25 protein-coding genes and 1 pseudogene are annotated in these 24,332 nt (G+C 45.3%); 11 read left to right on the top strand and 15 right to left on the bottom strand.

The annotated features are described in order from the left end of the window. Positions 1-7: 7 nt before the first annotated feature. From gcvH to KXD37_RS18770, 5 genes are all read right to left on the bottom strand, one after another. Positions 8-391: a glycine cleavage system protein GcvH gene (gene gcvH, locus KXD37_RS18790; RefSeq protein ID WP_010331800.1), complete on the bottom strand. Its 384-nt coding sequence runs from the start codon at positions 389-391 to the stop codon at positions 8-10. Positions 392-457: 66 nt separating this feature from the next. Beyond that, entirely contained in the window at positions 458-814 is a 357-nt protein-coding gene (locus tag KXD37_RS18785; RefSeq protein ID WP_024122775.1) for an arsenate reductase family protein, read from the bottom strand. Between the two features lie 111 nt (positions 815-925). Continuing rightward, complete coding sequence (fadE, locus tag KXD37_RS18780; RefSeq protein ID WP_127696495.1) at positions 926-2,710, bottom strand: acyl-CoA dehydrogenase FadE; 1,785 nt, start codon at positions 2,708-2,710, stop codon at positions 926-928. 14 nt (positions 2,711-2,724) lie between these two features. Then, complete coding sequence (locus KXD37_RS18775; RefSeq protein WP_127696494.1) at positions 2,725-3,900, bottom strand: acetyl-CoA C-acetyltransferase; 1,176 nt, start codon at positions 3,898-3,900, stop codon at positions 2,725-2,727. A 10-nt stretch (positions 3,901-3,910) separates the two neighbouring features. After that, the gene (locus KXD37_RS18770) at positions 3,911-6,280 is read right to left on the bottom strand and encodes a 3-hydroxyacyl-CoA dehydrogenase/enoyl-CoA hydratase family protein (RefSeq protein ID WP_263463684.1); all 2,370 of its coding nucleotides are present in this window, start codon (positions 6,278-6,280) and stop codon (positions 3,911-3,913) included. A 175-nt stretch (positions 6,281-6,455) separates the two neighbouring features. On the opposite strand from KXD37_RS18770, the gene KXD37_RS18765 reads away from it, so the two are divergent. Continuing rightward, entirely contained in the window at positions 6,456-6,599 is a 144-nt protein-coding gene (locus KXD37_RS18765) for a YuzL family protein (RefSeq protein WP_010331806.1), read from the top strand. A gap of 27 nt (positions 6,600-6,626) precedes the next feature. Here the strand turns inward: KXD37_RS18765 and KXD37_RS18760 are convergent, their stop codons facing one another. Further along, a complete protein-coding gene (locus KXD37_RS18760) occupies positions 6,627-7,535 on the bottom strand; it encodes a proline dehydrogenase family protein (protein WP_188323283.1) in 909 nt (302 codons plus the stop codon). 98 nt (positions 7,536-7,633) lie between these two features. On the opposite strand from KXD37_RS18760, the gene KXD37_RS18755 reads away from it, so the two are divergent. From KXD37_RS18755 to mdtP, 4 genes are all read left to right on the top strand, one after another. Continuing rightward, positions 7,634-7,879, top strand: coding sequence for a hypothetical protein (locus tag KXD37_RS18755; protein WP_010331808.1), 246 nt, complete (start codon positions 7,634-7,636; stop codon positions 7,877-7,879). 12 nt (positions 7,880-7,891) lie between these two features. Then, positions 7,892-8,224, top strand: a complete 333-nt coding sequence (locus tag KXD37_RS18750; protein WP_151174500.1) for a spore coat protein — start codon at positions 7,892-7,894, stop codon at positions 8,222-8,224. Positions 8,225-8,397: 173 nt separating this feature from the next. After that, positions 8,398-8,844 (top strand): MarR family transcriptional regulator, encoded by a 447-nt coding sequence (locus tag KXD37_RS18745; RefSeq protein ID WP_024122780.1) that lies wholly within the window; start codon positions 8,398-8,400, stop codon positions 8,842-8,844. Positions 8,845-8,869: 25 nt separating this feature from the next. Then, a complete protein-coding gene (gene mdtP / locus KXD37_RS18740; protein ID WP_188323285.1) occupies positions 8,870-10,483 on the top strand; it encodes a multidrug efflux MFS transporter MdtP in 1,614 nt (537 codons plus the stop codon). A 34-nt stretch (positions 10,484-10,517) separates the two neighbouring features. Here mdtP and KXD37_RS18735 read toward each other — a convergent pair whose 3' ends face one another. Together KXD37_RS18735 and KXD37_RS18730 are read right to left on the bottom strand one after the other, a co-directional pair. After that, positions 10,518-10,901, bottom strand: a complete 384-nt coding sequence (locus tag KXD37_RS18735) for a tautomerase family protein (RefSeq protein ID WP_188323286.1) — start codon at positions 10,899-10,901, stop codon at positions 10,518-10,520. A gap of 20 nt (positions 10,902-10,921) precedes the next feature. Next, complete coding sequence (locus tag KXD37_RS18730; protein WP_188323287.1) at positions 10,922-11,662, bottom strand: SDR family NAD(P)-dependent oxidoreductase; 741 nt, start codon at positions 11,660-11,662, stop codon at positions 10,922-10,924. Between the two features lie 142 nt (positions 11,663-11,804). Between KXD37_RS18730 and KXD37_RS18725 the strand changes: the two genes are divergently transcribed. Further along, entirely contained in the window at positions 11,805-12,671 is an 867-nt protein-coding gene (locus KXD37_RS18725; protein WP_106019531.1) for a LysR family transcriptional regulator, read from the top strand. A 45-nt stretch (positions 12,672-12,716) separates the two neighbouring features. On the opposite strand, the pseudogene KXD37_RS18720 reads toward KXD37_RS18725, so the two are convergent. The 4 genes and pseudogenes from KXD37_RS18720 to KXD37_RS18705 form a co-directional block, all read right to left on the bottom strand. Next, positions 12,717-13,004, bottom strand: a pseudogene (locus tag KXD37_RS18720) (YusU family protein). A 27-nt stretch (positions 13,005-13,031) separates the two neighbouring features. Beyond that, positions 13,032-13,859, bottom strand: a complete 828-nt coding sequence (locus KXD37_RS18715) for an ABC transporter ATP-binding protein (protein ID WP_081638363.1) — start codon at positions 13,857-13,859, stop codon at positions 13,032-13,034. 215 nt (positions 13,860-14,074) lie between these two features. Beyond that, on the bottom strand, positions 14,075-14,512 hold the full coding sequence (locus KXD37_RS18710; RefSeq protein WP_095714038.1) for a YusW family protein: 438 nt from the start codon (positions 14,510-14,512) through the stop codon (positions 14,075-14,077). A gap of 108 nt (positions 14,513-14,620) precedes the next feature. Further along, complete coding sequence (locus KXD37_RS18705) at positions 14,621-16,405, bottom strand: M3 family oligoendopeptidase (protein ID WP_263463683.1); 1,785 nt, start codon at positions 16,403-16,405, stop codon at positions 14,621-14,623. Positions 16,406-16,540: 135 nt separating this feature from the next. On the opposite strand from KXD37_RS18705, the gene KXD37_RS18700 reads away from it, so the two are divergent. Both KXD37_RS18700 and mrgA read left to right on the top strand, forming a co-directional pair. Further along, positions 16,541-17,395 carry an oxidoreductase gene (locus tag KXD37_RS18700; protein WP_024122789.1) on the top strand — a complete coding sequence of 285 codons (855 nt, stop codon included), beginning with the start codon at positions 16,541-16,543 and terminating at the stop codon, positions 17,393-17,395. A gap of 77 nt (positions 17,396-17,472) precedes the next feature. Then, positions 17,473-17,934: a Dps family protein gene (mrgA, locus tag KXD37_RS18695; RefSeq protein WP_024122790.1), complete on the top strand. Its 462-nt coding sequence runs from the start codon at positions 17,473-17,475 to the stop codon at positions 17,932-17,934. 40 nt (positions 17,935-17,974) lie between these two features. Here the strand turns inward: mrgA and KXD37_RS18690 are convergent, their stop codons facing one another. Next, positions 17,975-19,336, bottom strand: coding sequence for a S1C family serine protease (locus KXD37_RS18690; protein WP_263463682.1), 1,362 nt, complete (start codon positions 19,334-19,336; stop codon positions 17,975-17,977). 275 nt (positions 19,337-19,611) lie between these two features. On the opposite strand from KXD37_RS18690, the gene cssR reads away from it, so the two are divergent. After that, the gene (gene cssR, locus KXD37_RS18685; RefSeq protein WP_024122792.1) at positions 19,612-20,289 is read left to right on the top strand and encodes a secretion stress-responsive two-component system response regulator CssR; all 678 of its coding nucleotides are present in this window, start codon (positions 19,612-19,614) and stop codon (positions 20,287-20,289) included. Next, positions 20,286-21,641, top strand: a complete 1,356-nt coding sequence (gene cssS, locus KXD37_RS18680) for a secretion stress-responsive two-component system sensor histidine kinase CssS (protein WP_105953859.1) — start codon at positions 20,286-20,288, stop codon at positions 21,639-21,641. The genes cssR and cssS overlap by 4 nt, the downstream gene beginning before the upstream one ends. A 27-nt stretch (positions 21,642-21,668) precedes the next feature. Here cssS and spxO read toward each other — a convergent pair whose 3' ends face one another. Beyond that, positions 21,669-21,833, bottom strand: coding sequence for an anti-adapter protein SpxO (gene spxO / locus KXD37_RS18675; RefSeq protein WP_003221681.1), 165 nt, complete (start codon positions 21,831-21,833; stop codon positions 21,669-21,671). Positions 21,834-22,001: 168 nt separating this feature from the next. Between spxO and KXD37_RS18670 the strand changes: the two genes are divergently transcribed. Continuing rightward, positions 22,002-22,877 (top strand): TetR/AcrR family transcriptional regulator, encoded by an 876-nt coding sequence (locus tag KXD37_RS18670; protein WP_103671341.1) that lies wholly within the window; start codon positions 22,002-22,004, stop codon positions 22,875-22,877. Between the two features lie 37 nt (positions 22,878-22,914). On the opposite strand, the gene fumC is transcribed toward KXD37_RS18670, so the two are convergent. After that, positions 22,915-24,303: a class II fumarate hydratase gene (gene fumC / locus KXD37_RS18665; protein WP_010331827.1), complete on the bottom strand. Its 1,389-nt coding sequence runs from the start codon at positions 24,301-24,303 to the stop codon at positions 22,915-22,917. Between the last annotated feature and the right edge of the window lie 29 nt (positions 24,304-24,332).

The raw sequence follows: 24,332 nt of genomic DNA, 5'->3' as shown, positions 1-24,332 counted from the left end.
TCCGGTTTTAGTCTTGCTGTGTCATCTCTTCGTATTGCTCTGCTGTCATTAGTTTTTCAATTTCAGACGCATCAGACGGTTCAACGACGATCATCCATGCTTTTTCATACGGAGATTCGTTGACGAACTCCGGGCTGTCATCAAGATCTTCGTTTACTTCCACTACAGTTCCGTTAATCGGTGCGTAAAGCTCAGATACCGTTTTTACGGATTCTACACTTCCGAAAGGCTCGTCCGCTTTAATTTCAGCGCCGACTTCAGGAAGCTCAACAAACACGATATCTCCGAGCTCGGATTGGGCAAAATGGGTAATGCCGATTTTGGCTTTTTCTCCTTCAACTTTTACCCACTCGTGTTCTTCTGAGTAACGCAAATCTTTAGGTATGCTCAATTGAATCCCTCCATTTTTTACAGCACTACAATAAGAAGATACCACACTTTTCGAAAAAAATTTACATCATGACCAGTTTTCTTCAAATTGATCTTCTTTAAAGCCGACTGTCACTTTTTCGCCGTCTGTTGTGAGCGGGCGCTTGATCAGCATTCCGTCTGAAGCCAGCAGTTCAAGCTGTTCGTCTTCTGACATATGATACAGTTTTTCCTTCAGATTCAGTTCACGGTATTTCATGCCGCTTGTGTTGAAGAATTTCTTTAAATCCAGCCCGCTTTTTTCATAAAGCGATTTTAGCTCCTCTTTGCTTGGAGGCTGTTCTGCAATATGTATTTCGTTGATTTCTTTTCCGTGTTCTTCAAGCCATTTTTTCGCTTTGCGGCACGTTCCGCATTTAGGGTACCAGTAAAAAGTTAACGACATCTTCTTCCCCCTCAATAAAATAATCGAGGTTATTTTAACACAGTTTGTTTTAAAAACCTAAAACAGTGCTTCATAAAAAAAGAGCTCCGGATGAGCGGAGCTCCTTGGGACTCAGACAATATATTTTTCTGCCTCGAACACACCCGCTGCCGCTTCACGTTTTTTCCGAATGACATTTTTAGGCGTCACGCGTGTCAGCTTGCGGAGAGCCGAGAGCATCATACGGAGAGAATCCCCTTCTTCCATTGCTAGTAAAGATTCTTTCGCATGGGCTTCAATTTCGTTAAAGGCTTCTTGAACGAAAATTTCTGTGTACAGCAGCTTTTGCGCTGCTTTATCGCTTCCTTGCGCGGCAATGGCCTTTTCCGTTCTGAGCACGGCTGATTCCATTGCATATACATTGCTGACAATATCAGCAATGTTTACGAGGATTTCTTGTTCGCGGTCGATCGCTTTTCCGTATTTTTGCGCGGCAAGGCCCGCGGCGAACAGGGCGATTTTTTTGGCTTGCTTGACGATATATTTCTCTTGCTCTAATACGCCGGTGCCCGGCTCCTCAGGCATAAGCATCATGAGTTCTTCTTGAAGCGCCTGTGCCTTTTCAAAAAGAGGCAGCTCGCCTTTCATCGCTTTCTTCAGAAACGTGCTTGGCACGATTAACCGGTTAATTTCATTTGTTCCTTCGAAAATCCGGTTGATCCTGGAATCCCGATAGGCTCTTTCCACCTCATACTCCTGCATAAATCCGTAGCCGCCGTGGATTTGCACGCCTTCATCGACAATATAATCAAGCGTTTCAGAGCCAAACACCTTGTTGAGAGAGCATTCAATGGCGTATTCGGCAATGGACTTCGCAATTTGTCTTCCGTCCTTTAGGTCTTCAGCTGTAAACTGGCTCATATTGTCTTCAAACAGTCCGACAGTTCTGTACACAGAGCTTTCCATCGCATACAGTCTTGATGCCATCGTCGCGATTTTTTCCTGGGTCAGCGAAAAGCCTGCGATCGGCGTTTTAAATTGGCGGCGCTGATTTGCGTAAGCTGCAGACAGCTCGATCACCCGTTTGGACGCGCCGATCGTTCCTACTGCCAGCTTGTAGCGGCCGATATTTAAAATATTAAAAGCGATGACATGCCCTTTGCCGATTTCTCCAAGAAGGTTTTCCTTCGGCACCTCAGCCTGATCCAAAATAAGGGTTCTCGTCGATGACCCTTTAATTCCCATTTTCTTTTCTTCAGGTCCGGTTGATACGCCCCGAAAATCTTTTTCTACAATAAAAGCGGAAAACTTTTCGCCGTCCACTTTGGCGTAAACGACAAAGACATCGGCAAAAGCTGAGTTGGTAATCCACTGTTTTTCTCCGGTTAATACGTAATGCGTTCCAGCTTCATTCAGCACCGCTGTCGTTTTTGCGCCTAACGCATCAGATCCGGAACCCGGCTCAGTCAGTGCGTACGCAGCGATCTTTTCCCCAGAAGCCAGATCAGGGAGATATTTTTTCTTTTGCTCTTCCGTTCCGAAGAATACGATCGGCAAGGAACCGATGCCGACATGTGCACCGTAAGAAAGTGAAAAGCTTCCCGCACGCGAAAATTTTTCAGTGATCAGCGCCGAGCTGATTTTATCAAGGCCCAGCCCGCCGTATTCCTCGGGAACATCGGCTCCGAGAAGCCCTAGTTCTCCCGCTTTCTTCAAAAGCCGGACGGAATGTTCAAATTGATGGTTCTCAATTTCATCTATATGCGGCAGAACGTCCTGCTCAATGTAATCCTCCGTTGTTTTCGCAATCATTTTATGCTCGTCGGTGAAATCCTCCGGTGTATACATCTGATCATATGTGACATCCTCGATTAAGAAGCCGCCGCCTTTTAGTACTTCAGCCGTTTTTTTCGTCATTTGTTTTTCCCCCTTTAGCATAATTCAAATACGCCGGCTGCTCCCATCCCGCCGCCGATACACATTGTGACGACTCCAAATTGCTCGTTTCTCCGTTTCATTTCATGAATCAGTGAGAGTGTCAGCTTTGTGCCCGTACATCCAAGCGGGTGCCCGAGTGCGATAGCGCCCCCGTTGACATTCACTTTCTCCTCATCAATCCCCAGCTCCCTGATGACTTGGATGGCTTGTGATGCAAACGCTTCGTTCAGTTCGAACAGCCCGATGTCCTGCAATTGAAGCCCGGCAAGCTTCAGTGCGCGCGGAATGGCTTCCACGGGCCCGATGCCCATGACTTCCGGCGGCACCCCGCCAACTGCAAAGGAACGGAATTTGACAAGCGGCGCCAAACCAAGCGCATCCGCTTTTTCGCGATCCATCAGCATGACAGCCGCCGCCCCGTCACTTGTTTGCGAGGAATTTCCGGCAGTGACTGTCCCGTCAACGGAAAAGGCCGGGCGTAATGTGCTTAAAATGTCTGTGGTCGTTTGCGGGCGGACACCTTCATCCTGAGAAAAAACAGTATGTTTTACCTGCGGCTTATGGTTTTCGCCGATTTCTGTCACCTTGACTTCGACAGGGACAATTTCATCTTTAAATTTCCCCTCTGCAAGAGCTTTGGCAGCTTTCTGGTGACTGCGCACGGCAAAAGCATCCTGATCTTCACGGGAAACGCCGTATTTTTTCGCAACCTGTTCTGCTGTGTGTCCCATGCTCATGTAATACTCCGGCGCTTTCTCGGCTAATGCGAGGTTCGGACGGGTCACATGCCCCATCATCGGAACCTGTGACATAGATTCCGCTCCGCCTGCAATGGCCGTATCGTAGGCGCCAAGCATAATTTTTTCTGCCGCATATGCGATGGACTGAAGACCTGAGGAACAGTAGCGGTTGACCGTAATCGCCGGCACCGTATATGGCAGACCCGCAAGCGCGCCGATATTTCTCGCCATATTGAGCCCCTGTTCTGCTTCAGGTGTTGCACAGCCAATAATTAAATCGTCAATATTGCCCTCATAGCCGCCTGCTCGTTTCAGCGTTTCTTTCACGCAAAGGGCTCCCAAATCATCCGGGCGAACGGTGGCCAATGAACCTTTTTTCGCTTTCCCTACCGGTGTTCTTGCTCCTGCCACAATAACTGCCTCTTTCATAAACTCCCTCCTAGTTCCGTAAAGGTTTGCCTTTCACCAGCATATGCTGCATTCTCGCTTGAGATTTCGCCTCGCCTGCCAGACTTAAAAACGCTTCTCTCTCAATTTCCAATAAATACTCTTCATCCACCTCTGTTCCGAACGGCACTTTTCCGCCGGCAATCACAAAAGCGAGCTTTTTAGCGATTTTCATATCATGCTCAGATAGGTAGCCGGACAGCTTCATTTGCTCTGCACCGAGCAGAAGCGCGGCATAACCTGTTTCCCCCGCCACCTTGACCTTTTCTTTTACAGGCGGCCGCCAGCCGGTATCGTATAAAGAGGCGGCTAACTGCTTTGCATCGTACAGGAGGTGATCCTGGTTAGTGCTGATACGGTCAGCCTCTTTTAAAATGTTCAGTTCCCGAGCCTCTTGGGCGGAAGTTGACACCTTAGCCATTGCGATCGTTTCAAATGTTTTCATGGCCGCATTCATCGGATCAAGACCGCGGCGAAGATGATTGATGTACAGCTCTTTATTGCCCCCTCCGCCAGGGATAAGGCCGACTCCTGATTCTACAAGTCCCATATAGGCTTCGCTTGCCGCTTGTATTCGTGCAGCAGGGAGACACACTTCCGTCCCTCCGCCGAGCGTCATGCCAAATGGAGCTGCAACAACAGGTTTCGTGCTGTATTTGATGTTCATCATTGTCTCTTGAAAACGCCGTATCACCAAATCAACTTCCATAAAGTTGTCATCCTGTACTTCCATTAAGATCATGGCGAGATTGGCGCCCACACAGAAATTTTTGCCTTGATTGCCGATGACAAGCCCTTTGTAATTCCGCTCTGTTTCTTCCAAAGCTCTGTTGATCATTTGAATGATGTCGAACCCGATGGCATTGCTTTTCGAGTGAAACTCGAGAAGTGCCACATCGTCTCCAAGGTCGATCAGGCTGGCTCCGCTGTTTTTGGCAATGACGCCGTTTGTTTCTTTGACCGATTGTAAATGGATTCGTTTCTTGTTTTCTTTTACAGCTCTGTATTCGCCGCTTTCGTAATAAAGCACTGTTCCGTTTTCTCTGATGTAGAAGGTCTCATTCCCTTTGTCCAGCATATCTTTTATCCAGCCGGGAATCTCCGCTCCAAGCTGTTCAAGCTTTTCCGCCGACTGTCTGAGACCGATTGCGTCCCAGATTTCGAATGGCCCCAGTTCCCAGCCGAATCCCCATTTCATGGCTTGGTCAATTGCATGAATATCGTCGGCGATTTCTCCGAGAAGCTGGGCTGAGTAAAGCAGCGTTTGCGACGTGATATTCCACAGCAGCTGGCCAGCCCTGTCTTCCGAATAAATAAGCGCTTTCATTTTGGCTTTTGTCCCTTTAGCTTGCTTTGCCGCTTCAAGAGCCGGCGTTTTCATCTTTGTCCGTTCTCCGTAAGTAAGCGTCATCGGGTCTAGCTCATAAATCGTTTTTCCTTCTTTTTTATAAAAGCCTTGACCGGATTTGCTTCCGATCCAGCCTTTTTGCAGCATGTCATTCATGAAGTCAGGCAGGCGAAATACTTCTTTTTCGTCTCCCTCTGCTTTGTCATATACGTTTCGGGCGACGTGGGCAAACGTATCAAGGCCGACAACATCCAGCGTTCTGAAGGTTGCGCTTTTCGGTCTTCCGATCAGCGGGCCTGTGATGGAGTCGACTTCTCCGACCTGATAGCCGCCTTTCAGCATTTCTTGAACCGTAATGAGAAGTCCGTACGTCCCGATTCGGTTTGCGATAAAATTTGGTGTGTCCTTTGCTGTGACCACACCTTTGCCGAGGACATTTTCACCGAAGGATGTCATAAACGCCAGAATGTCAGGATCCGTTTCCTTAATCGGAATGATCTCCAGCAGCTTTAAATATCGCGCCGGGTTAAAAAAGTGTGTTCCAAGAAAATGAGCTTTAAAATCATCAGACCTGCCTTCAGCCATTGCCTGCACTGAAATGCCGGACGTGTTGCTCGAGACGATGCTGCCCGGTTTCCGATGCTCATCCACGAGAGAGAAAATCTTCTTTTTGACCTCAAGATTTTCGACAACGACTTCAATAATCCAATCAGCTTCCTTCAGCTTCTCAACATCATCTTCTAGATTGCCGGGAGTAATATAAGCGGTATTTTGTGCTGACGTAAGAGGGGCAGGCTTTTGTTTCAGCAGCTTTTTCACCGCAGATCTGCTCAGCCTGCTGCGCACCTCCGGACTTTCCTTGGTCAGCCCCTTTTTCTCCTCTTCCTTTGTTAAATCGTTCGGCACAATATCAAGCAGCAGGACCGGAATTCCGTTGTTAGCCAAATGCGCAGCAATACCGGAACCCATAACCCCCGATCCTAAAACGGCTGCTTTTTGAATGTGTTTGTGCATGAGACATCCCCCTTGAACGTTGAATGAATAATCATTCATTTTTTGGTCAAAAAAAATGGAAACTCGTTTCTTCTTTCATCATAAAAGATTTTTGTTTCGACTTCAATAGCTAATTTGTTATTTTTTTGTATGAAGCAGATAGAAGACGGGAAACTTAAACCCGGAGGTGAAGGGAATGGTGCGAGAGAAAAAGAACCCGTCTTCAGCAGCAGTAAGCGCGGCGAGCGTGAAAGGAGATGCCGGTCCGACACAGCATTACGGCGGCGGAAAACGGACAAGCCAAAATCAGCAGTATAAGAAACACAACATGGAACAATAACAATGCAGCTGCGGTTCGCGGCTGCTTTCACTTTTTGAAAATCCCTTTTAACACAAAAGCCGCATTTGCGGGTCTTTCGGCGATTCTTCTCATAAAGTAGCTAAACCAGTCGGTTCCATACGGGACATATACACGCATCTTGTACCCTTCCTTCACGAGTTCCTTCTGCCGCTCCGGCCTAATCCCGTAAAGCATTTGAAACTCGAATTGTGACAGCGGGATTTGATGCTCGGCAACGAGTTTCTTCGTAAACGCAATAATGTCATCATCATGTGTAGCGACGGCAGTATAGTTCCCGCTCAGCAGATGAAGTTTAATCAAGCTCTGAAAGTGAAGGTCTGTTCCTTTTTTATCAGGGAATGCAACGGCCGCAGATTCCTTGTAAGCGCCTTTGACAAGTCTGAGATTCGGCTTCAGATCGTGCAGCTTTCGGATATCTTCTGCAGCCCGGTAAAGATACGCCTGTATCACCGTACCCAGCATGTCAAATTCCTGCTTGCACTGCCTGTAGATGGCAAGCGTCTGTTCATAATGTGAGTAGTCCTCCATATCAATCGTCACAGCCACGTCATTTTCCTTCGCAGCAGATAAAATGTCACGCAAATGTGAAACGGTCAGCTCTTCTGAAATATCGAGCCCCAGTGACGTCAGCTTAAGGGAAAGCTCGGAATCTAACCGGTGTTCGGCAATCGCTTGAATCGCCTTCTTGCATTCCTCTGCGACTCGACTCGCTTCTTTTTGTGTAGCCGCATACTCGCCTAAATAATCAATGGTTGTGCACAAACCGGATCGATTCAGCTTTTTAATGGTCCGAACAGCCGATTCAATCGTGTCCCCCGCGACAAATCTCCGCGCCCCCAGCCGTGATCCGTATGCTTTGGCAAGTTTAGTGAGCGTTTTATTTTGTGATAAGAATAAAAATATATGTCTCAACATCCAATTCCTCCTGACGATACAGCCTTCTTCAAAACACCTGTATATAACTCCCATACTGAAGGAAACATAAAACGAATAGAACGCAAAGGAGGATTACAATGAACAATCAGCAGCAATCTCAAATGCCGCCCTCTGTCATTTCAACAAAGGATCATTTGTATCTGAATGACATGCTGAACTGGAATCTGCTCGCGATGAAAAAAGCGCATTTTATGGCGCAGCAGTGCCAGGATCAAACATTAAAACAAGAACTAGACCGCGTCGGACATATGCATCACGATCACTATCAAAGAATATTAAAGCACCTGCAGCCAGGACAGCAGCAGTCCGGCTATATCCAATAAGGAGGCGCCAAAATGAATCAGCAAAATCAGAAAATCGGCAACCCGCAAACACCTGTGCCGACTACATCAGAAATGAATGACAGAGATTTCGTCAATGAACTTTTGACAACGGAAAAATACATGACCACTGCGTATTGCACTGCTCTGCATGAGTTCAGCCATGAATCTCTCTATCAGGATATTCAATCCATTTTTGATGAGTCACAAAAAGCGCAAAGAAAACTGTATGATCTCATGTTCCAATACGGATGGTATACTGTTGAAGCAGAAGACGCCCAAAAGCTGCAGCAATCCTATCAAAAGTTCCAGCAAACCATTCAGCAGCAGTCTCCTTATCAGCAATAAAGTTCCATCAATCAGATCCGCAAAAAGGGTATGATGTGCTTTACTGGCATCTATCCTTTTTTTGTGTGTAAAATCAGTTGACTTTTTATTAACGCTTATTTATATTTAATAAGCATTAACTATTTCAATACATTAAATATAAACACGGATTATATTAAAGAGGAGAAATGAAGATGAAGAGTGCGGATCAGTTAATGTCTGATATTCAATTATCGCTTCAGGCGCTCTTTCAAAAGATACAGCCTGAAATGCTGGATAGCATGGAGAAACAGGGGATTACCCCCGCGCAGCTGTTTGTGCTCGCAAGCTTAAAAAAGAATGGCAGCCTTAAAATTTCTGAAATTGCCGAACGGATGGAGGTCAAGCCAAGCGCGGTAACGTTAATGGCAGACCGCCTTGAACAAAAAAATCTGATCGTCAGAAAACACAATACCCAAGACAGGCGAGTCATTAATATCAGCCTTACCGATGAAGGAGACAGAAAGTTCGAGGACGTTTTGGCGGGCAGAAAAGCCATAATGGCACGATACCTTTCCTACCTGACCGAAGAGGAACTGCTGCAGGCAGCGCATATGACGAAAAAGCTGGCACAAGCCGCTGCCGAAACCAATGAAAAGTAAAATAGGAAAAGAGGAAACGGATGAAATGAGTAATGAAGGAAAACAATCAAAACGGACTTTATTAATAACAGGCTTAATCATTGCCATGTTTTTCTCAGCCCTTGACGGTACCATTGTCGGAACTGCCATGCCGAAAATCGTCGGAGATCTTGGCGGTTTGAGCATGATGACCTGGCTGACTACGGCGTATTTGTTAACATCAACAACGGTCGTGCCGATTGCCGGTAAATTAGCGGACTTATTGGGGCGCCGGATCGTCTATGTATCAGGGTTGCTTATTTTTATGGCTGCTTCAGCTCTGTGCGGAATGGCCAACAATATGACAGAATTGATTATTTTCCGCGGTTTGCAGGGAATTGGCGGAGGTATTATGATGCCGATGGCCATGATTGTCATTGGTGACTTATTTACAGGGAAACAGCGTGCCAAATTCCAAGGGGTCTTTGGAGCCATTTACGGGCTTGCCTCTGTTATCGGGCCGCAAATCGGCGGCTGGATCGTTGATTCATTAAACTGGAAATGGGTTTTTTACATTAACCTTCCTGTTGGAATTATCGCAGTTATTTTTATTGCCAGAGGATTGCAGGGCCGTAAGCAGACCGGTCCGATCAACTTTGATATCGCCGGTATTTTTACAATGATTGTCGGGGTTGTCAGCCTTCTTCTTGCCCTAAGCTTTGGCGGGAAAGATTACGCATGGGGTTCATGGCAGATTCTCGGTTTGTTCGCACTCGCACTGATCGGAATTGTGAGCTTTATTATTGTTGAATCGAAAGCGAAAGAACCGATTCTTCCAATGTATCTATTTAAAAATAGAACATTTACGTTTTTGAACCTGATCGGCTTTTTTATGAGTATCGGAATGTTTGGCGCGATTACGTTTGTTCCTTTCTTTATGCAGGGAATTGTCGGTGTAAGCGCATCTGAATCAGGCACCATTATGACACCGATGATGATCTCAATGATCATCACAAGCATTATCGGCGGCCAGCTTGTTTACAAAATAGGAATTAAACCGCAAATCATAACAGGTATGCTGATTATGGCTGGCGGATTCCTTCTGTTAACCACCTTGGATTTAGACACGAGCAAACTTGTCGCAACATCCTATATGGCCATTATCGGTCTTGGAATGGGTCTTGTTATGCCGATTCTGACGCTGGCTTTACAGGAAAGCTTTTCGAAAGAGGAGCTTGGGGTCGTCACCTCTTCCAGCCAATTCTTCCGTTCTATCGGGGGCACATTCGGCATTACCATGCTGGGCGCTGTAATGAATGCCAGATCCGGAAGCTTGCTGACTGATAAACTGGTTCCATATTTAGACTCGCTCCCGGCACAGGCACACGCCTTTGCATCTCAATTAAAGGGCATGATTGACACAAATCCGCAAGGGCTGCTGCAATCACTGTTCAGCCCGGACGCAATTAAACAAATCCCTGCGGCTTTCTCATCCCATATTATGCCGATATTAAAAACATCGTTGATGGATTCGCTCCACAGCGTATTTTATACAGGCCTGATCTTTATCGCAGTCGGAGCTGTATTTACCTTATTCTTAAAGCCTATTAAGCTTTCGAATAAGAAAACGGATGAACAAAAGGAAAAATCGGCACAAGCCGTTGAATCCCCTTCTCATTAATAGAGCGCCCCGCGGACATAACCGCGGGGCTTTTTTATTCGATCATCTGGGCCCTTCCGTTTCCGAAGGACCAATCCTCATCCTGATTTCCGGCCAGTATGATAAACACATCATCTTTTCTTACACTGAGCTCCGAATGAATCCGGCTTGCCACTGAATGGTAAAACGATTTCTTCTGTTCTGTTGTTCTTGAATCTTTCAATGTAAAATGGATGTAAATCAGTTCATCTGTACGCTCTACCTGTAAATAAGACGGATCATAAAAAAATTCGCTTTTTTGGTATTGCCGGATCACTTGAAAGTAATCATCAGCCGGTACATTGATTTCTTCGATCATAGACTGGTGAATGGCTCTGGTCAGTTTTTGAAGCCATTCTTTGCTTCTCCCCGCTCGTAAATGAATCTGTACAAATGGCATCTCTCACGCCGCTCCTTTCTTTACATCGTCTGGCCGCTGTCAATCGTGATAATTTGTCCTGTCAGGGATTCCTGTTCAAGCACGGAACAAATCAGCCGTGCCACATCACTCGCTTCAGCAATTCGCTGCAACAGCAAAGTGCCGCTCATATTTTTCATTTTTTCTTCACGCCCCGCCCACCATCTTGTCGCGACAGCTCCGGGTGCGACACCGCACACTCTGATTTCTGGCGCCAAAGCGTGTGCCAACGATTTTGTCAGGCCGTGCACCGCTGCTTTTGACACAGCGTAAGGCATAGAAGAGCCCGCCCCGGTTGCCCCCGCGATACTGCCGATATTAACGATCGCCCCAGCCTTGCTTTTTTTCATGAAAGGAGCCGCTGCTCTCGCGCAAAAAAACATTCCTTTGACATTGACTGCATACAACTCGTCCCATACGTCCTCTGTCGAAGCGTCGAGATCATCCATTGGAATATGCCGTGTAATACTTGCGTTGTTGATTAAAACGTCAATCGTGCAGTATTGCTTTACTATCGCTTGAACCATGTCCTGCACTTCACTGTTTTTGGACACATCGGCTTGGATAGCAACGGCCTGCCCGCCCTCGCTTTTGATGATTTCTGCTGTTTCCTCCGCCTGAGCTTGCGAGCGTGAATAATTCACCGCAACAATCGCTCCGCGTTTCGCTAATTCAATGCATGCTGCTCTTCCTATTCCCGTGCCGCCCCCAGTGACGAGAGCTGTTTTGTTTTTAAGATCCATTGCCGCCACTCCTAGTTGTTTGTATATATTTTGAAATCTAAACTGCTGATTTTATTGTAATGGAGGTTTGGTGTTACGTATAATGATTGTTAAAGATGCTCGATATCATTTAGATTGATATCAAAAGAACGGGGGATTCAACATGGAAAGCGGAGATCTGCGTGTGTTTCAAATGGTAGCCCGTGAAGGCACAATTACGAAAGCCGCACTGCTGCTTGGTTACGTGCAGTCAAATGTGACGGCCAGAATTCAGCAATTGGAAGCTGAGCTCGGCACCACCCTTTTTTTGCGCCATAATCGAGGCATGACACTCTCTTCTAGCGGAAAGCTTCTGCTGGATTATACGGATAAAATTATCGGGCTGCTGGATGAGGCGTCCAAAGCGCTCTCTTCCTCAACTGAGCCGAGCGGACAGCTGATGATCGGTTCCACTCAGACAGCCGCCGCAGTCAGGCTACCAAAACTGCTTGCTTCGTATTATGAAGAGTATCCAAACGTACAGCTGTCTTTAACAACAGGGCATACACAATTTTTAATCGATAAAGTTCTTCGGTATGAACTCGATGGAGCGTTTATCGGCTGTGAATGCAATCATCCTGAGCTTCAGTCCTTCCCCGCATTTGAGGAGGAGCCCGTAGTCGTGTCCGCTTCTTCTGTGTCCTGTGCAGAAGAAGCGATCACAAAGCCGATTCTCGTTTACAGCACAGGCTGTTCGTACCGAGATACCCTTGAAAAATGGCTGCACTCCGTCGGCGTCACACAGCCGGTGATTATGGAGTTCGGCACACTTGAAGCGATTATAGGCGGGGTAACAGCGGGCCTTGGCATCTCATTGCTGCCGCGGACTGTTGTACAAAAACACGAGTCTGAAGGTTCGATCCGATTGTACACGCTCCCTGAACCTCTCAGACAGATGAAAACGGAGTTTATTTTCCGGAAGGATTCGTTTATCAGCAGCGCGCTGCGCACCTTTATGGATTCCTTCGCACCAAATGAAACAGCCACATAACAAAAAGCAGTCTGCCGTTCATGAGCGGCAGACTGCTTTTTTAGCCTATTCTTTGTTTCGATGCTCTTCGTTTAACTGTTTGATATGCTGTATGATGTCTTTCATGCCCTGCTTTGCGTCAGGATATGTAGTATTCCAATGCTTAGCGAGCGGAGGCATGCTTTTGGCGATATGCGTGTACAAGATCCACTGCTTCACTTCTTCTTTTAATTCATGATTTGACTCCCCAAGGAGCAGCTCGGTATATTTTTCAAGCAATCCATCCAGCTGTTCTTGCAGTTTTTGTTCCATTTATACATCTTCCTTTCAAAAAACAGCAAGGAGCTTTCTCATTGATGAAAGCTCCTTTAGCCGTGTTATTTACCCATGTGATGTGAAAGCCGCTTCCCGGACAATGCATCTGCCCCGGCCATGAGGAATGCAAAGAGGCGTTCCGAACAGCGGGTCCTGTGTGACCTGACAGTTCATAGAAAACACATTTTGCACCAGATCACAAGTAATGACCTCTTCCGGACGGCCTTCAGCGTAAATCTGTTTATCTTTAATAGCCACAAGGTGATGTGCGTAGCGGCACGCTAAATTCAAATCATGGAGCACCATGACGATCGTCCGCTGTTCCTTCTCATTCAGCTCAAACAGCAAATCAAGAATTTCTATTTGATGCGTCATATCCAAATACGTTGTCGGTTCATCCAGAAGTATAATATCCGTTTCCTGGGCAAGCGTCATCGCAATCCAAGCCCGCTGGCGCTGTCCGCCTGATAAGGAATCGACGGCGCGGTCAGCCATATCTTCCAGCTTTGTGGCTTTAAGTGCTCTCTCAACAGCTGCCTCATCCTCTTTTGACCACTGTTTCAGCCAGTTTTGATAAGGATATCTTCCCTGCTTTACAAGCTGATGCACCGTCAGTCCCTCCGGAGCAGAAGGCCCCTGCGGCAGGATGGCAAGCTCCTTTGCGACTTCCTTTGTCGGAAGCTTGGCGATCGCTCTTCCTTCCAATAGCACAGAACCGCCTCTCGGCTTCATCAGCCGCGCCAACGAACGTAAAAGTGTCGATTTTCCGCAGCCGTTGCTGCCGATAAATACGGTAATTTCACCTTTTGGAATCGTTAAATTCAGTTCATCAATAATAACGGCATCCCCGTACCCTAAGCTCAGCGTTTCTGTAGAAATTGCACTCATACCCATAACCGCTCCTTTTTGCTGGCTTTTTAGCAGCTCTATGTATCGCACGTTTTATATAGACATGCATGTAAGTAAATTGTCATCAATGCAAGTGATACAATATTCAGTCTCTGATATGGTCATATATCCCTCATTGTAGCAGAAAACAGTGACTTTGAAAATCATTTTCAATTAGTTTTCTGGTCAAAAATGGCGGTTATGGGTTTTTCAGCACATGATTATTTTTTAATTTCTCTGACAGCGCCGTTCTTAAGCTTCAGTTTTAAGTCGATATGATCATAGTGGCTGTCAAGGTTAAAAGCCGCCAGCACACTGTGAATCACTTCCTTTTCAGCCATTTGATCTGTCACGGATAGCTCGCTCAGAATCATTTTCATCTCATCCAGCGCTTCTTCTCCCTCTTGATTGATGCCTGAGAGCTTATCTTGTATTTCTGCTGTTTCATGAGTTCCGTTTTTTTCGTATATCCCTTCATAGCGATTATGCTCACCGTCACCATAGCTGACGCGAAGCGAGAAATTGCTGTAAGGAACAGATTTCATATGAGTAACTGCCGTATTTTCTCCTTCTGCTTGCTGCTGTTCTTCATTGAGACGGCAGCCCGCAATCAGAACAACTGCGAGACAAACGGCCCCCGCCGCTCTGATCAAATGCATAATGGTTCCCCCCTGTAGAATTCCATTTCTTTTAGGTATGTCCAAGGGATGGAATCCTCATTCAGAGAAAAGAGCAGAAAAAGCCGGGCTTCAGCGCCCGGCTTTCCTTTATGATTCAGTCATTTGCAAAAAGGCTTCGGCGTCCTGCACTGCCAGCTTGATGGCATTTTCCCAAAAGTCTCTCTTCGTGATGTCTGCGCCTAAATGCTTCATCGCTAAATCTTCTACGGTCATGGATGCCGTATCACGCAATAGCGCTATATATTTCTCTTCAAACGTGTTTTTTTCTTCAAGCGCCAGAGCGTAAATACCGAGAGAAAACAGATAGCCGAACGTATAAGGGTAATTATAAAACGGCACTCTCGTAATATGAAAGTGGAGCTTCGACGCCCAGAATAGCGGATGATACTCGCCTAAAGCGCCGCAGAACGCTTCTTTTTGCGCTTCTTCCATCAGCTCGTTTAAACGGTCCGCCGGCACAATTCCCCGCTTTCGTTCCTCGTAAAATCTCGTTTCAAATAAAAACCTCGCATGGATATTCATAAAGAAAGCAACGCTTCTTTGCACTTTATCCTCCAGAAGCACAAGCTTTTCTTCCTTTGTTTCCGCCTGATTGACAGTCGCGTCTGCCACAATCATTTCCGCAAAGGTTGAGGCAGTTTCCGCTACGTTCATGGCGTAGGATCGATTTAACGGCCTTACATTGAGCATCGATTCCTGATGAAAGGCATGCCCGAGTTCATGGGCAAGCGTTGAAACGTTCGAGGCACTGCCGGAAAACGTCATGAAGATACGGGATTCCCCGCTGTCCGGAAAGCTCGTGCAAAAGCCGCCGACTCTTTTTCCGCTTCTGTCCTCGGCTTCAATCCAGCGGTCACGGAACGCCTTTTCTGTAAAAGCGGACAACTTTCGGCCGAACGTGGAAAATTGGCTGACAATTAAGTTTGCGGCTTCATCGTATGAATATTCCTTCCCGGCAGACCCAATCGGTGCCTCAACGTCATACCAATTGAGCTTTTCGAGACCAAGCATGGATGCTTTCCGGTTGAGAAACTGAACGAAAGGCTGCTTATTTTCAGTAATGACCTGCCACATCGTATCCAGCGTTTCTTTTTTCATCCGGTTGATTTGCAGCGGCTCCTTCAGAACGTCCTCCCATCCTCTCGCTTTGTAGGTTTCCAGCCGGAACCCCGCCAAATGATTCAGCGTGCTGCTGAAAATATCCTGTTCCCGCTCCCAAGCTTGATTGGTGCGTTCAAAAACGGTTTTTCTTACATCACGGTCCTGAGAAGACATCATGTTTTCCGCCTGTCCGACAGATAATTGTTTTTCCTCAAACGGAATGGTCATTTTTCCGACAACGATATGATATAAATCATCCCAGGCATGATAACCGTCAACCGCAAGGCTTCCAATCAGTTTTTCTTTGTCTGGGCTGAGCTTTTCCGCAACCCGTTCTCTTCTTTCATTTAATATGTATGATACCTCTCGCAGTCCAGGTGTTTTGAGCAATTCTTCCCACACGCCTTGATCAATCTCCACAAGTTTATGATCCAATGTGACAAGGGAAGACTGAAAATCTGCGACTAGCTGATGCATGAATGATTTATGTTCATTCGCTTTCTGATCGCTAATGTTCTGTGCCTGAAGACAAGAGACAAAAGCACCGGCCTGCTGCAGCTTTACCGAATTTTGTTCAAATGCATCAAGCAATGCGGTCAGCCTTCCAGCATCATTAGATGTTTCTGGCGCCTCAAATGCATCTGTCATGTCTTGAAATGCACGCAGGCTTTGTGACAGCTGTTCAATATATCCCTTGAATTCTTCTGACTGGCTCCCGCCTTTAAAAAACGAGTCCAGATCCCATGTTTTGTTTACCCCTTGCAATCCCATGACTCAAAACCCCTTTCCTTATTTGATTTTATTATAGAACAATTCTGAATTATAGTATAAAAATTTCTTTTATAGGCGTCATTCTCTGTGCATCATTGTACAATAGCTGTAGCGCCGAACAGGAGGATATGGAAAATGAATAAAAAAATAGCTATCGTTACAGGAGCGTCTAGCGGTTTCGGTCTGCTGGCAGCAGTCAAACTGGCTCAGTCATTTTTCGTCATTGCCACAGCAAGGCAGCCCGAGAAAGCGGAACAGCTGCGCGGTTTAGCAGCAAAACATCATGTAGCTGACTCCATTCACATCACCGCTCTCGATGTCACTGATGAACACTCGATCGAAGCCTTTGGAAAAACCATAAGTGCGTATGCCCCAATTGATTTACTCGTCAACAATGCGGGGACAGCTTACGGAGGATTTATCGAGGATGTGCCGATGGAGCATTTCAGAAAGCAATTTGAAACGAACGTTTTCGGATTAATCAATGTCACAAAAACTGTCCTTCCTTACATACGAAAGCATAGCGGGGCAAAGATTATAAACGTAAGCAGTATCAGCGGTTTAACCGGATTTCCCGCATTGTCGCCTTACGCCTCTTCCAAGTATGCATTGGAGGGGTTTTCAGAAAGCCTGCGTCTGGAGCTGCTTCCTTTCGGCATTGAAACCGCTCTGATCGAGCCAGGCTCATACAAAACATCGATCTGGTCAACATCGTTATCGAATCACATGACTGTGCCGGCTGACGATTCAGCTTATCATCAATACTATAAAAAGATCCTTTCTTATGTTGAAAAAAATGCCGATGAAAGCGGAGATCCCCAAGAGGTTGCCGACCTCATTTATCAATTAGCGATGAAACAGCGTTTAAAGAAATTGCGTTATCCGATCGGAAAAGGCGTCAAGCTCACCCTGTTATTCCGAGCGCTTTTTCCTTGGTCCGCATGGGAGTCTATCCTGAAGAAAAAACTATTCAGTCGATCTAAATTATAATTATTATAATTTAGTATTGATTTTTAATTAATACGTGGTATAATTAAATTAACAGATCACTAGGAGGACGTAAGATTATGAAAACCGAAAACGCAAAAACAAACCTGACATTAGTTGAGAATTCAATGAACACCCAATTATCAAACTGGTTTCTTCTATACTCCAAGCTGCACCGTTTTCATTGGTATGTAAAAGGACCTCACTTCTTTACATTGCATGAAAAATTTGAAGAACTGTATGACCACGCGGCGGAAACTGTGGATACGATTGCTGAGCGCCTGCTGGCTATCGGAGGACAGCCTGTTGCCACTTTGAAAGAATACACTGAGCAAGCATCTATCACAGACGGCGGAAACGAAACGTCAGCTTCAGAAATGGTCCAAGCTTTGGTGAACGACTACAAACAAATCAGCAGCGAGTCTAAATTCGTCATCGGCCTTGCGGAAGAAAATCAAGACAATGCGACAGCAGACTTGTTTGTCGGATTAATCGATGAAGTCGAAAAACAAGTGTGGATGCTTTCCTCTTATTTAGGCTAAAAAAAAGCTGAACCCTCTTCGGGTTCAGCTTTTTTGCTATTTAGCTGCTGAGGCTTTCTGTCTGCTTGGTCAGTGTCACGTTCAGGTTTTTCGTTTTTCCGTTTCGTATCACTTGAATTGTTGTTTTATCTCCGACTTTTAAATCTTTATATAGGATTTGACGGATATCCGCACTGCTTTGGATATCTTTGCCGTTTAATTTGACAATAACATCCTCAGATTTCATTCCTGCTTTAGCCGCCGGTGAATTGGATTGAACTTCCTTGACGTAGACACCTTTGCTCAATTGATCGTCAAACAGGCCGAGTGTGTTTTCCTGGTACGTTTCAGGAACTTGTGACATATCAATCATTTGCACGCCTAAGAATGGACGTTCCACTTTTCCGTTTTCAAGAAGCTGGTCAACAATTGGCTCTACATCGTTGCTTGGAATCGCAAAACCGAGTGACTCAACCCCGTTTTCACTTACTTTCAAACTGTTGATACCGATCACTTGGCCGTTTGAATTGATTAACGGGCCGCCGCTGTTCCCCGGATTGATTGCCGCGTCTGTTTGCAGCACATTCATCTCAACCGTACCTTGAGTCGTATCGACATCAATCGTCCGATTAAGTCCGCTGATGATCCCTTGTGTCACTGTTCCGGAGAACTGCTGGCCGAGCGGGTTACCGATGGCGATGACTTTTTCACCTGTGCGCAGATGCGAAGAGTCACCGAAGCTCGCCACTTTTTTGACGTTCTTGCCGCTGATTTCCAAAACAGCCAAATCTGTAATTGTATCGCTTCCCACAAGCTTGGCTGTCTCCGTTTTACCATTGTACAGAGTAACAGTCAGCTTATTCGCTCCTTCCACCACGTGGTTGTTTGTAATGATATATGCTTTGTTATTGTCTTTTTTGAAAATGACCCCTGACCCCGTTCCGCTTTCACTTTCTGAGCCGGAGCTGCCTTCTGTGCCGAATGTGTTATTTTGAGAGGTTTGGATATTTGAGATTCCGACAATTGTCGGCTCTAAGTCCTCTACCATATCAGCCACGTTGGTCGCGTTTGTCACAGGTGTCGTTGTAAAGTTGTCTGATTGCACCTGTTTATTTGCGGAAGCCGTCTCGGTCGTCTGATTATGGTCAGACGGCAAATAAGGCGCGATGCCGAGCATCAGTCCGCCGCCGATGATCCCGCCTAAAATCGGGCTCAGCCATGCGGCTCTCCGCTTCTTCTCTTTTTTTACAGCTGTTTCTTTCTTCTCCATTTCTAAAGCGGAAGCCGTTTCTTTTCGTCCCGCTTCATCAGAATGAAGCGGATCAAGCAATTCTTGTTCAGGATGCTCAATCAGCTTCCGGTTTTCTGTATGTGAAGGTTCTGTGTGTTGTTCCCCGTTCTGGTCATCACGTCTGTAATCCATATGCATACACTCCTTATTCGGTTTTCGTTTATCGTTACATATTCATCGCATGTACAAGTTCAATTGTCCCAATAATGAGGAGAAAAGCAAAGCACCAAAATAGAATATGTTTGATCATCCTACATCTTCCCCGCTCTTTTCTTTTCCTTTCTTCCCTTATACACATCATAAACAAACATTGTGGGATAAAAATGAAAAGAATATGTGAAATTATGAAAATTGCCTGCCGTATGTTAAAACTAGTTTATAATGACGTTGAAAGGATGTGAAGAGCCTTGTCATATACCATTTATCTAGTTGAGGATGAGGATAATCTGAATGAATTGCTGACGAAGTATTTAGAGAATGAGGGCTGGAACATTACATCTTTTACGAAAGGCGAAGACGCCAGAAAAAAAATGACGCCGTCTCCCCACCTGTGGATTCTCGATATCATGCTGCCGGATACTGACGGCTATACATTAATAAAAGAAATCAAAGAGAAAGACCCTGACGTGCCGGTCATTTTTATTTCCGCACGAGACGCCGATATTGACAGAGTGCTTGGGTTAGAGCTTGGAAGCAATGACTATATTTCAAAACCATTTCTCCCGCGGGAACTGATTATACGTGTGCAAAAACTATTGCAGCTTGTCTATAAGGAAGCGCCGGCCGCACAAAAAAACGAAACCGTCGTCTCCTCCTATCGGGTCGCGGAAGACGCCCGTGAGGTCTATGATGAAAACGGCAATTTGATTAATTTAACGTCGAAGGAATTTGATCTCCTCCTCTTATTTATCCATCATAAAGGACATCCATATTCCCGTGAGGATATTCTCGTCAAGGTATGGGGACATGATTACTTTGGAACTGACCGCGTTGTTGATGATCTTGTCCGGAGGCTGCGTAAAAAGATGCCTGAACTCAAAGTGGAGACCATTTACGGGTTTGGCTACAGGATGATGACATCATGAAAAACAAGCCGCTCTCGTTTCAAATATGGGTTGTTATCTCCGGCATCCTGTTAGCCATATCGATTTTATTGCTTGTTTTATTTTCAAACACGCTGCGTGATTTTTTCACCAATGAAACGTACACCACCATTGAAAATGAACAGCATGTTCTGACTGAGTACCGCCTGCCTGGTTCAATCGAAAGGCGCTATTACAGTGAGGAAGCCACGGCGCCGACGACCGTGCGCTCTGTACAGCACGTGCTTCTGCCCGAAAATGAAGCGGCTTCGTCAGACAAGGATTTACGAATCCTGTCGTCTGATTTTATCCATAAGGTATACCAGCTGGCTGATAAACAGGAAGCCAAAAAGAAACGATACAGCGCTGAAATTAATGGCGAAAAAGTGTTTTTTGTCATTAAGAAGGGACTTTCCGTCAACGGGCAATCCGCCATGATGCTGTCCTATGCACTCGATTCTTATCGGGACGATCTGGCCTTCACCCTGTTCAAACAGCTGCTGTTTATTATAGCGGTTGTCATTTTATTAAGCTGGATTCCGGCGATTTGGCTTGCGAAATATTTATCAAGGCCTCTCGTTTCGTTTGAAAAGCACGTCAAACGGATTTCAGAACAGGATTGGGATGATCCTGTCATAGTGGATCGGAAAGATGAAATCGGCAAATTGGGCCATACCATCGAAGAGATGCGCCAAAAGCTCGTGCAAAAGGATGAAACAGAAAGAACCCTTTTACAAAATATTTCTCATGATTTAAAAACACCGGTTATGGTGATCAGGGGATATACCCAATCCATTAAAGATGGGATTTTTCCTAAAGGAGATCTTGAAAATACAGTAGATGTCATTGAAGGCGAAGCCCTTAAGCTGGAGAAAAAAATAAAAGATTTATTATATTTAACAAAGCTCGATTACTTATCTAAGCAAAAAGTACAACATGAAACATTCAGTATTATGGAAGTGACAGAAGAAGTCATTGAAAGACTGAAATGGGCGCGAAAAGAATTATCATGGGGAATTGATGTAGAAGAAGACATTCTCATGCCGGGTGATCCCGAGCAATGGAACAAGCTTCTGGAGAACATACTGGAAAATCAAATCCGCTATGCCGCAACAAAGATTGAAATCATCATGAAACAAGATGATCGGAATATCTTTATTACCATCAAAAATGACGGACCGCACATTGAAGATGAGATGCTTTCCAGCCTTTATGAGCCTTTTAATAAAGGGAAGAAAGGCGAATTCGGCATTGGGCTCAGCATCGTAAAACGTATTTTAACTCTTCATAAGGCGTCTATCTCAATTGAAAATGACAAAACGGGTGTAACATACCGCATAGCAGTGCCAAAATAGACTGTAGATGTTTTTGCAGTCTATTTTTTATGTGAAAGAATAGCCGTTAAAATCTCTGTAATTTGTTTTGAGCGGCTGTTTGCATTGATGAACCCATTTTTTCTCTGACAACGTCTGCTTCGGATATTTGACTTTTTCCACTTTAATTCCTCTGTTTCGCAAGCGGCTGATCATTTCGTCCAATTCTCTCATTTCAGATTCACCCTTTCGCTTGAGCTTTGACCGTTCGGTCATCTCAATTTATAATATAAATAATACATGATAAAAAAACAAGTTACAATAAGGTTAAATTTATAACGTACGGTATGACTATATGGTCATATCCTATGTAGGCCTCAGGCTCCGAAAGGGTGGAACCATTTGAAGGAAAAAGAAAAGCTGATTATTGAAACAGCCATTAAACTGTTTGCCCAAAAAGGATATAACTCAACATCGGTTCAGGAAATTGCCAAAGCATGCAAAATTTCTAAAGGCGCTTTTTATATTTATTTTCCTTCTAAAGAAGCGCTGCTATTGTCTATGCTGAATTACTATTATGATAAAACGTTTACCCGTATTTTAAATATTAAAACGAAAGGCGACAGCCCCAGAACAGCTTACCGCAAGCAGCTTACCGTGTTCTATGAAAACATCCTTGAACACAAAGACTTTATTACAATGCAGATGAAGGAAGGTTCTCTGCCTTATACGGATGAAGTAGAGCAATACGCGAAAAAAATCCGCCAGACTTCCCTTCAATTTCACATTGACAGTCTGTTAAACATATATGGAGAGAAAGCTGAACCTTATACAGCGGAGCTTTGTTTTCTAATAGAAGGAATCAGCCAGATTTACCTGGAATGCATGATTTTGCTCGGGTATACTGTGAAGCCGGATCAATTAGCAGATATCGTTATTAACCGAATTGATGATATGGTCAAAGGCATGTCTGAACGAAACGATGAGCCTTTCATTACATTAGAAGAAGCAAGCTCTTTATTCGGGCCCCTGTCTCACGGACGGCCTGACCCGCTGACTGAATCGATTGTGAAAAGCCTTCGTGAAAAAATAAAAAACTTGAACACAAACTCCTCTTTTGAATTATCGGAGAGCTTGGACATACTTGAAGCAGAAATGAAGAAAAAAACACCGAAGCTGGTGATCATAAAAGGAATGATCCATAATCTGATGGAGTCGGAAGCTCTCGCAGAGGATGCCGAGCAGCTTACATATCTCTTGAAACAGCAATATATTTAGAAGAACGGCTGCTTGACAAGCAGCCGTTTTTTCTCTATTACGCCTTTGGTTTTACCATATCTTCCGGTTTCACCATTTCGTTAAATTGTTCCTCTGTCAGCAATTCAAGCTTCAAAGCCGCTTCTTTCAGCGTCAATCCCTCTTTATGGGCAAGCTTGGCAATTTTTGCGGCATTTTCATATCCGATATGCGGATTCAGCGCCGTAACCAGCATTAAAGAATTCGACAAGTTTTCCTGAATCGTTTCTTTATTTGGCTCGATACCGACAGCACACTTATCATGGAAGGAGTTCATTCCGTCACTCAGCAGCTGCACGGATTGCAGGAAGTTGTAAATGATCACAGGTTTAAATACGTTTAGTTCAAAGTTCCCCTGACTTGCGGCAAAGCCGATTGTCGCATCGTTCCCCATAATTTGCGCTGCGATCATCGTCAGTGCTTCACTTTGTGTCGGGTTCACTTTTCCAGGCATAATGGAGCTGCCAGGCTCATTTTCAGGAATGACAATCTCCCCGATGCCGCAGCGAGGCCCGCTCGCAAGCCATCTGACATCGTTTGCGATTTTCATTAAATCAGCGGCAAGAGCTTTTAAAGCGCCGTGTGCATATGTGATTTCGTCATGGCTTGTCAGCGCATGGAATTTATTCGACGAGCTGTTAAACGTTTGACCTGTCAGTTTCGTGATCTCCTCTGAAACAAGCTCTCCAAATTCCGGGTGAGCATTGATTCCTGTTCCGACAGCTGTACCTCCGATTGCAAGCGCGCGCATTTTGTCTGTCGCTTCTAAAATCATTTCCTTCGAACGATCGAGCATGTGCACCCATCCGCTGATTTCCTGTCCAAGAGTCAGAGGTGTGGCATCCTGAAGATGCGTACGTCCGATTTTCACAATATCATTGTATGCTTTCGCTTTTTCGTCTAACGTATTGCGAAGCTGATCAAGCGCAGGCACAAGCTGTTCATAGACAGATAAAACGGCAGCAACGTGCATCGCTGTCGGGAACGTATCGTTTGAGCTTTGGCTGCGGTTAACGTCATCGTTTGGATGAATCGTTTGATCAGAGTTCTTTTCTTTTAATAATGCAGTCGCACGATTGGCCACCACTTCGTTCATGTTCATGTTGCTTTGTGTGCCGCTTCCGGTCTGCCATACAACAAGCGGGAAGTTATCATCGTATTTGCCTTTGAGCACATCATCACAAACTGCTGCAATGGCTTCCGCTTTTTCCGCATCTAGATTGCCCAGGCGTTTATTAGCGATCGCCGTGCTGCGTTTCAATATTGCAAACGCCTTCACAACACGCATCGGCATTTTTTCAGAACCAATCTTGAAGTTCTCCTTGCTTCGCTGTGTTTGGGCGCCCCAAAATTTATCAGCAGGAACTTTTACTTCTCCCATGGTGTCTCTTTCAATTCTGTAGTCCATTTTATGTATCCCTCCATAACGGTTGCTTC

Source organism: Bacillus sp. XT-2, from assembly GCF_025696525.1.
GTDB classification, from domain to species: domain Bacteria; phylum Bacillota; class Bacilli; order Bacillales; family Bacillaceae; genus Bacillus; species Bacillus halotolerans.
This window is presented reverse-complemented; position numbering and strand designations above follow the sequence as displayed.

Bases quoted from the DNA above. Each gene is read 5' to 3' on its own strand.
- KXD37_RS18785 (WP_024122775.1), bottom strand. From the start codon at position 814: ATGTCGTTAACTTTTTACTGGTACCCTAAATGCGGAACGTGCCGCAAA.
- fadE (WP_127696495.1), bottom strand. From the start codon at position 2,710: ATGACGAAAAAAACGGCTGAAGTACTAAAAGGCGGCGGCTTCTTAATC.
- KXD37_RS18775 (WP_127696494.1), bottom strand. From the start codon at position 3,900: ATGAAAGAGGCAGTTATTGTGGCAGGAGCAAGAACACCGGTAGGGAAA.
- KXD37_RS18770 (WP_263463684.1), bottom strand. From the start codon at position 6,280: ATGCACAAACACATTCAAAAAGCAGCCGTTTTAGGATCGGGGGTTATG.
- KXD37_RS18765 (WP_010331806.1), top strand. From the start codon at position 6,456: ATGGTGCGAGAGAAAAAGAACCCGTCTTCAGCAGCAGTAAGCGCGGCG.
- KXD37_RS18760 (WP_188323283.1), bottom strand. From the start codon at position 7,535: ATGTTGAGACATATATTTTTATTCTTATCACAAAATAAAACGCTCACT.
- KXD37_RS18755 (WP_010331808.1), top strand. From the start codon at position 7,634: ATGAACAATCAGCAGCAATCTCAAATGCCGCCCTCTGTCATTTCAACA.
- KXD37_RS18750 (WP_151174500.1), top strand. From the start codon at position 7,892: ATGAATCAGCAAAATCAGAAAATCGGCAACCCGCAAACACCTGTGCCG.
- KXD37_RS18745 (WP_024122780.1), top strand. From the start codon at position 8,398: ATGAAGAGTGCGGATCAGTTAATGTCTGATATTCAATTATCGCTTCAG.
- mdtP (WP_188323285.1), top strand. From the start codon at position 8,870: ATGAGTAATGAAGGAAAACAATCAAAACGGACTTTATTAATAACAGGC.
- KXD37_RS18735 (WP_188323286.1), bottom strand. From the start codon at position 10,901: ATGCCATTTGTACAGATTCATTTACGAGCGGGGAGAAGCAAAGAATGG.
- KXD37_RS18730 (WP_188323287.1), bottom strand. From the start codon at position 11,662: ATGGATCTTAAAAACAAAACAGCTCTCGTCACTGGGGGCGGCACGGGA.
- KXD37_RS18725 (WP_106019531.1), top strand. From the start codon at position 11,805: ATGGAAAGCGGAGATCTGCGTGTGTTTCAAATGGTAGCCCGTGAAGGC.
- KXD37_RS18715 (WP_081638363.1), bottom strand. From the start codon at position 13,859: ATGGGTATGAGTGCAATTTCTACAGAAACGCTGAGCTTAGGGTACGGG.
- KXD37_RS18710 (WP_095714038.1), bottom strand. From the start codon at position 14,512: ATGCATTTGATCAGAGCGGCGGGGGCCGTTTGTCTCGCAGTTGTTCTG.
- KXD37_RS18705 (WP_263463683.1), bottom strand. From the start codon at position 16,405: ATGGGATTGCAAGGGGTAAACAAAACATGGGATCTGGACTCGTTTTTT.
- KXD37_RS18700 (WP_024122789.1), top strand. From the start codon at position 16,541: ATGAATAAAAAAATAGCTATCGTTACAGGAGCGTCTAGCGGTTTCGGT.
- mrgA (WP_024122790.1), top strand. From the start codon at position 17,473: ATGAAAACCGAAAACGCAAAAACAAACCTGACATTAGTTGAGAATTCA.
- KXD37_RS18690 (WP_263463682.1), bottom strand. From the start codon at position 19,336: ATGGATTACAGACGTGATGACCAGAACGGGGAACAACACACAGAACCT.
- cssS (WP_105953859.1), top strand. From the start codon at position 20,286: ATGAAAAACAAGCCGCTCTCGTTTCAAATATGGGTTGTTATCTCCGGC.
- spxO (WP_003221681.1), bottom strand. From the start codon at position 21,833: ATGAGAGAATTGGACGAAATGATCAGCCGCTTGCGAAACAGAGGAATT.
- fumC (WP_010331827.1), bottom strand. From the start codon at position 24,303: ATGGACTACAGAATTGAAAGAGACACCATGGGAGAAGTAAAAGTTCCT.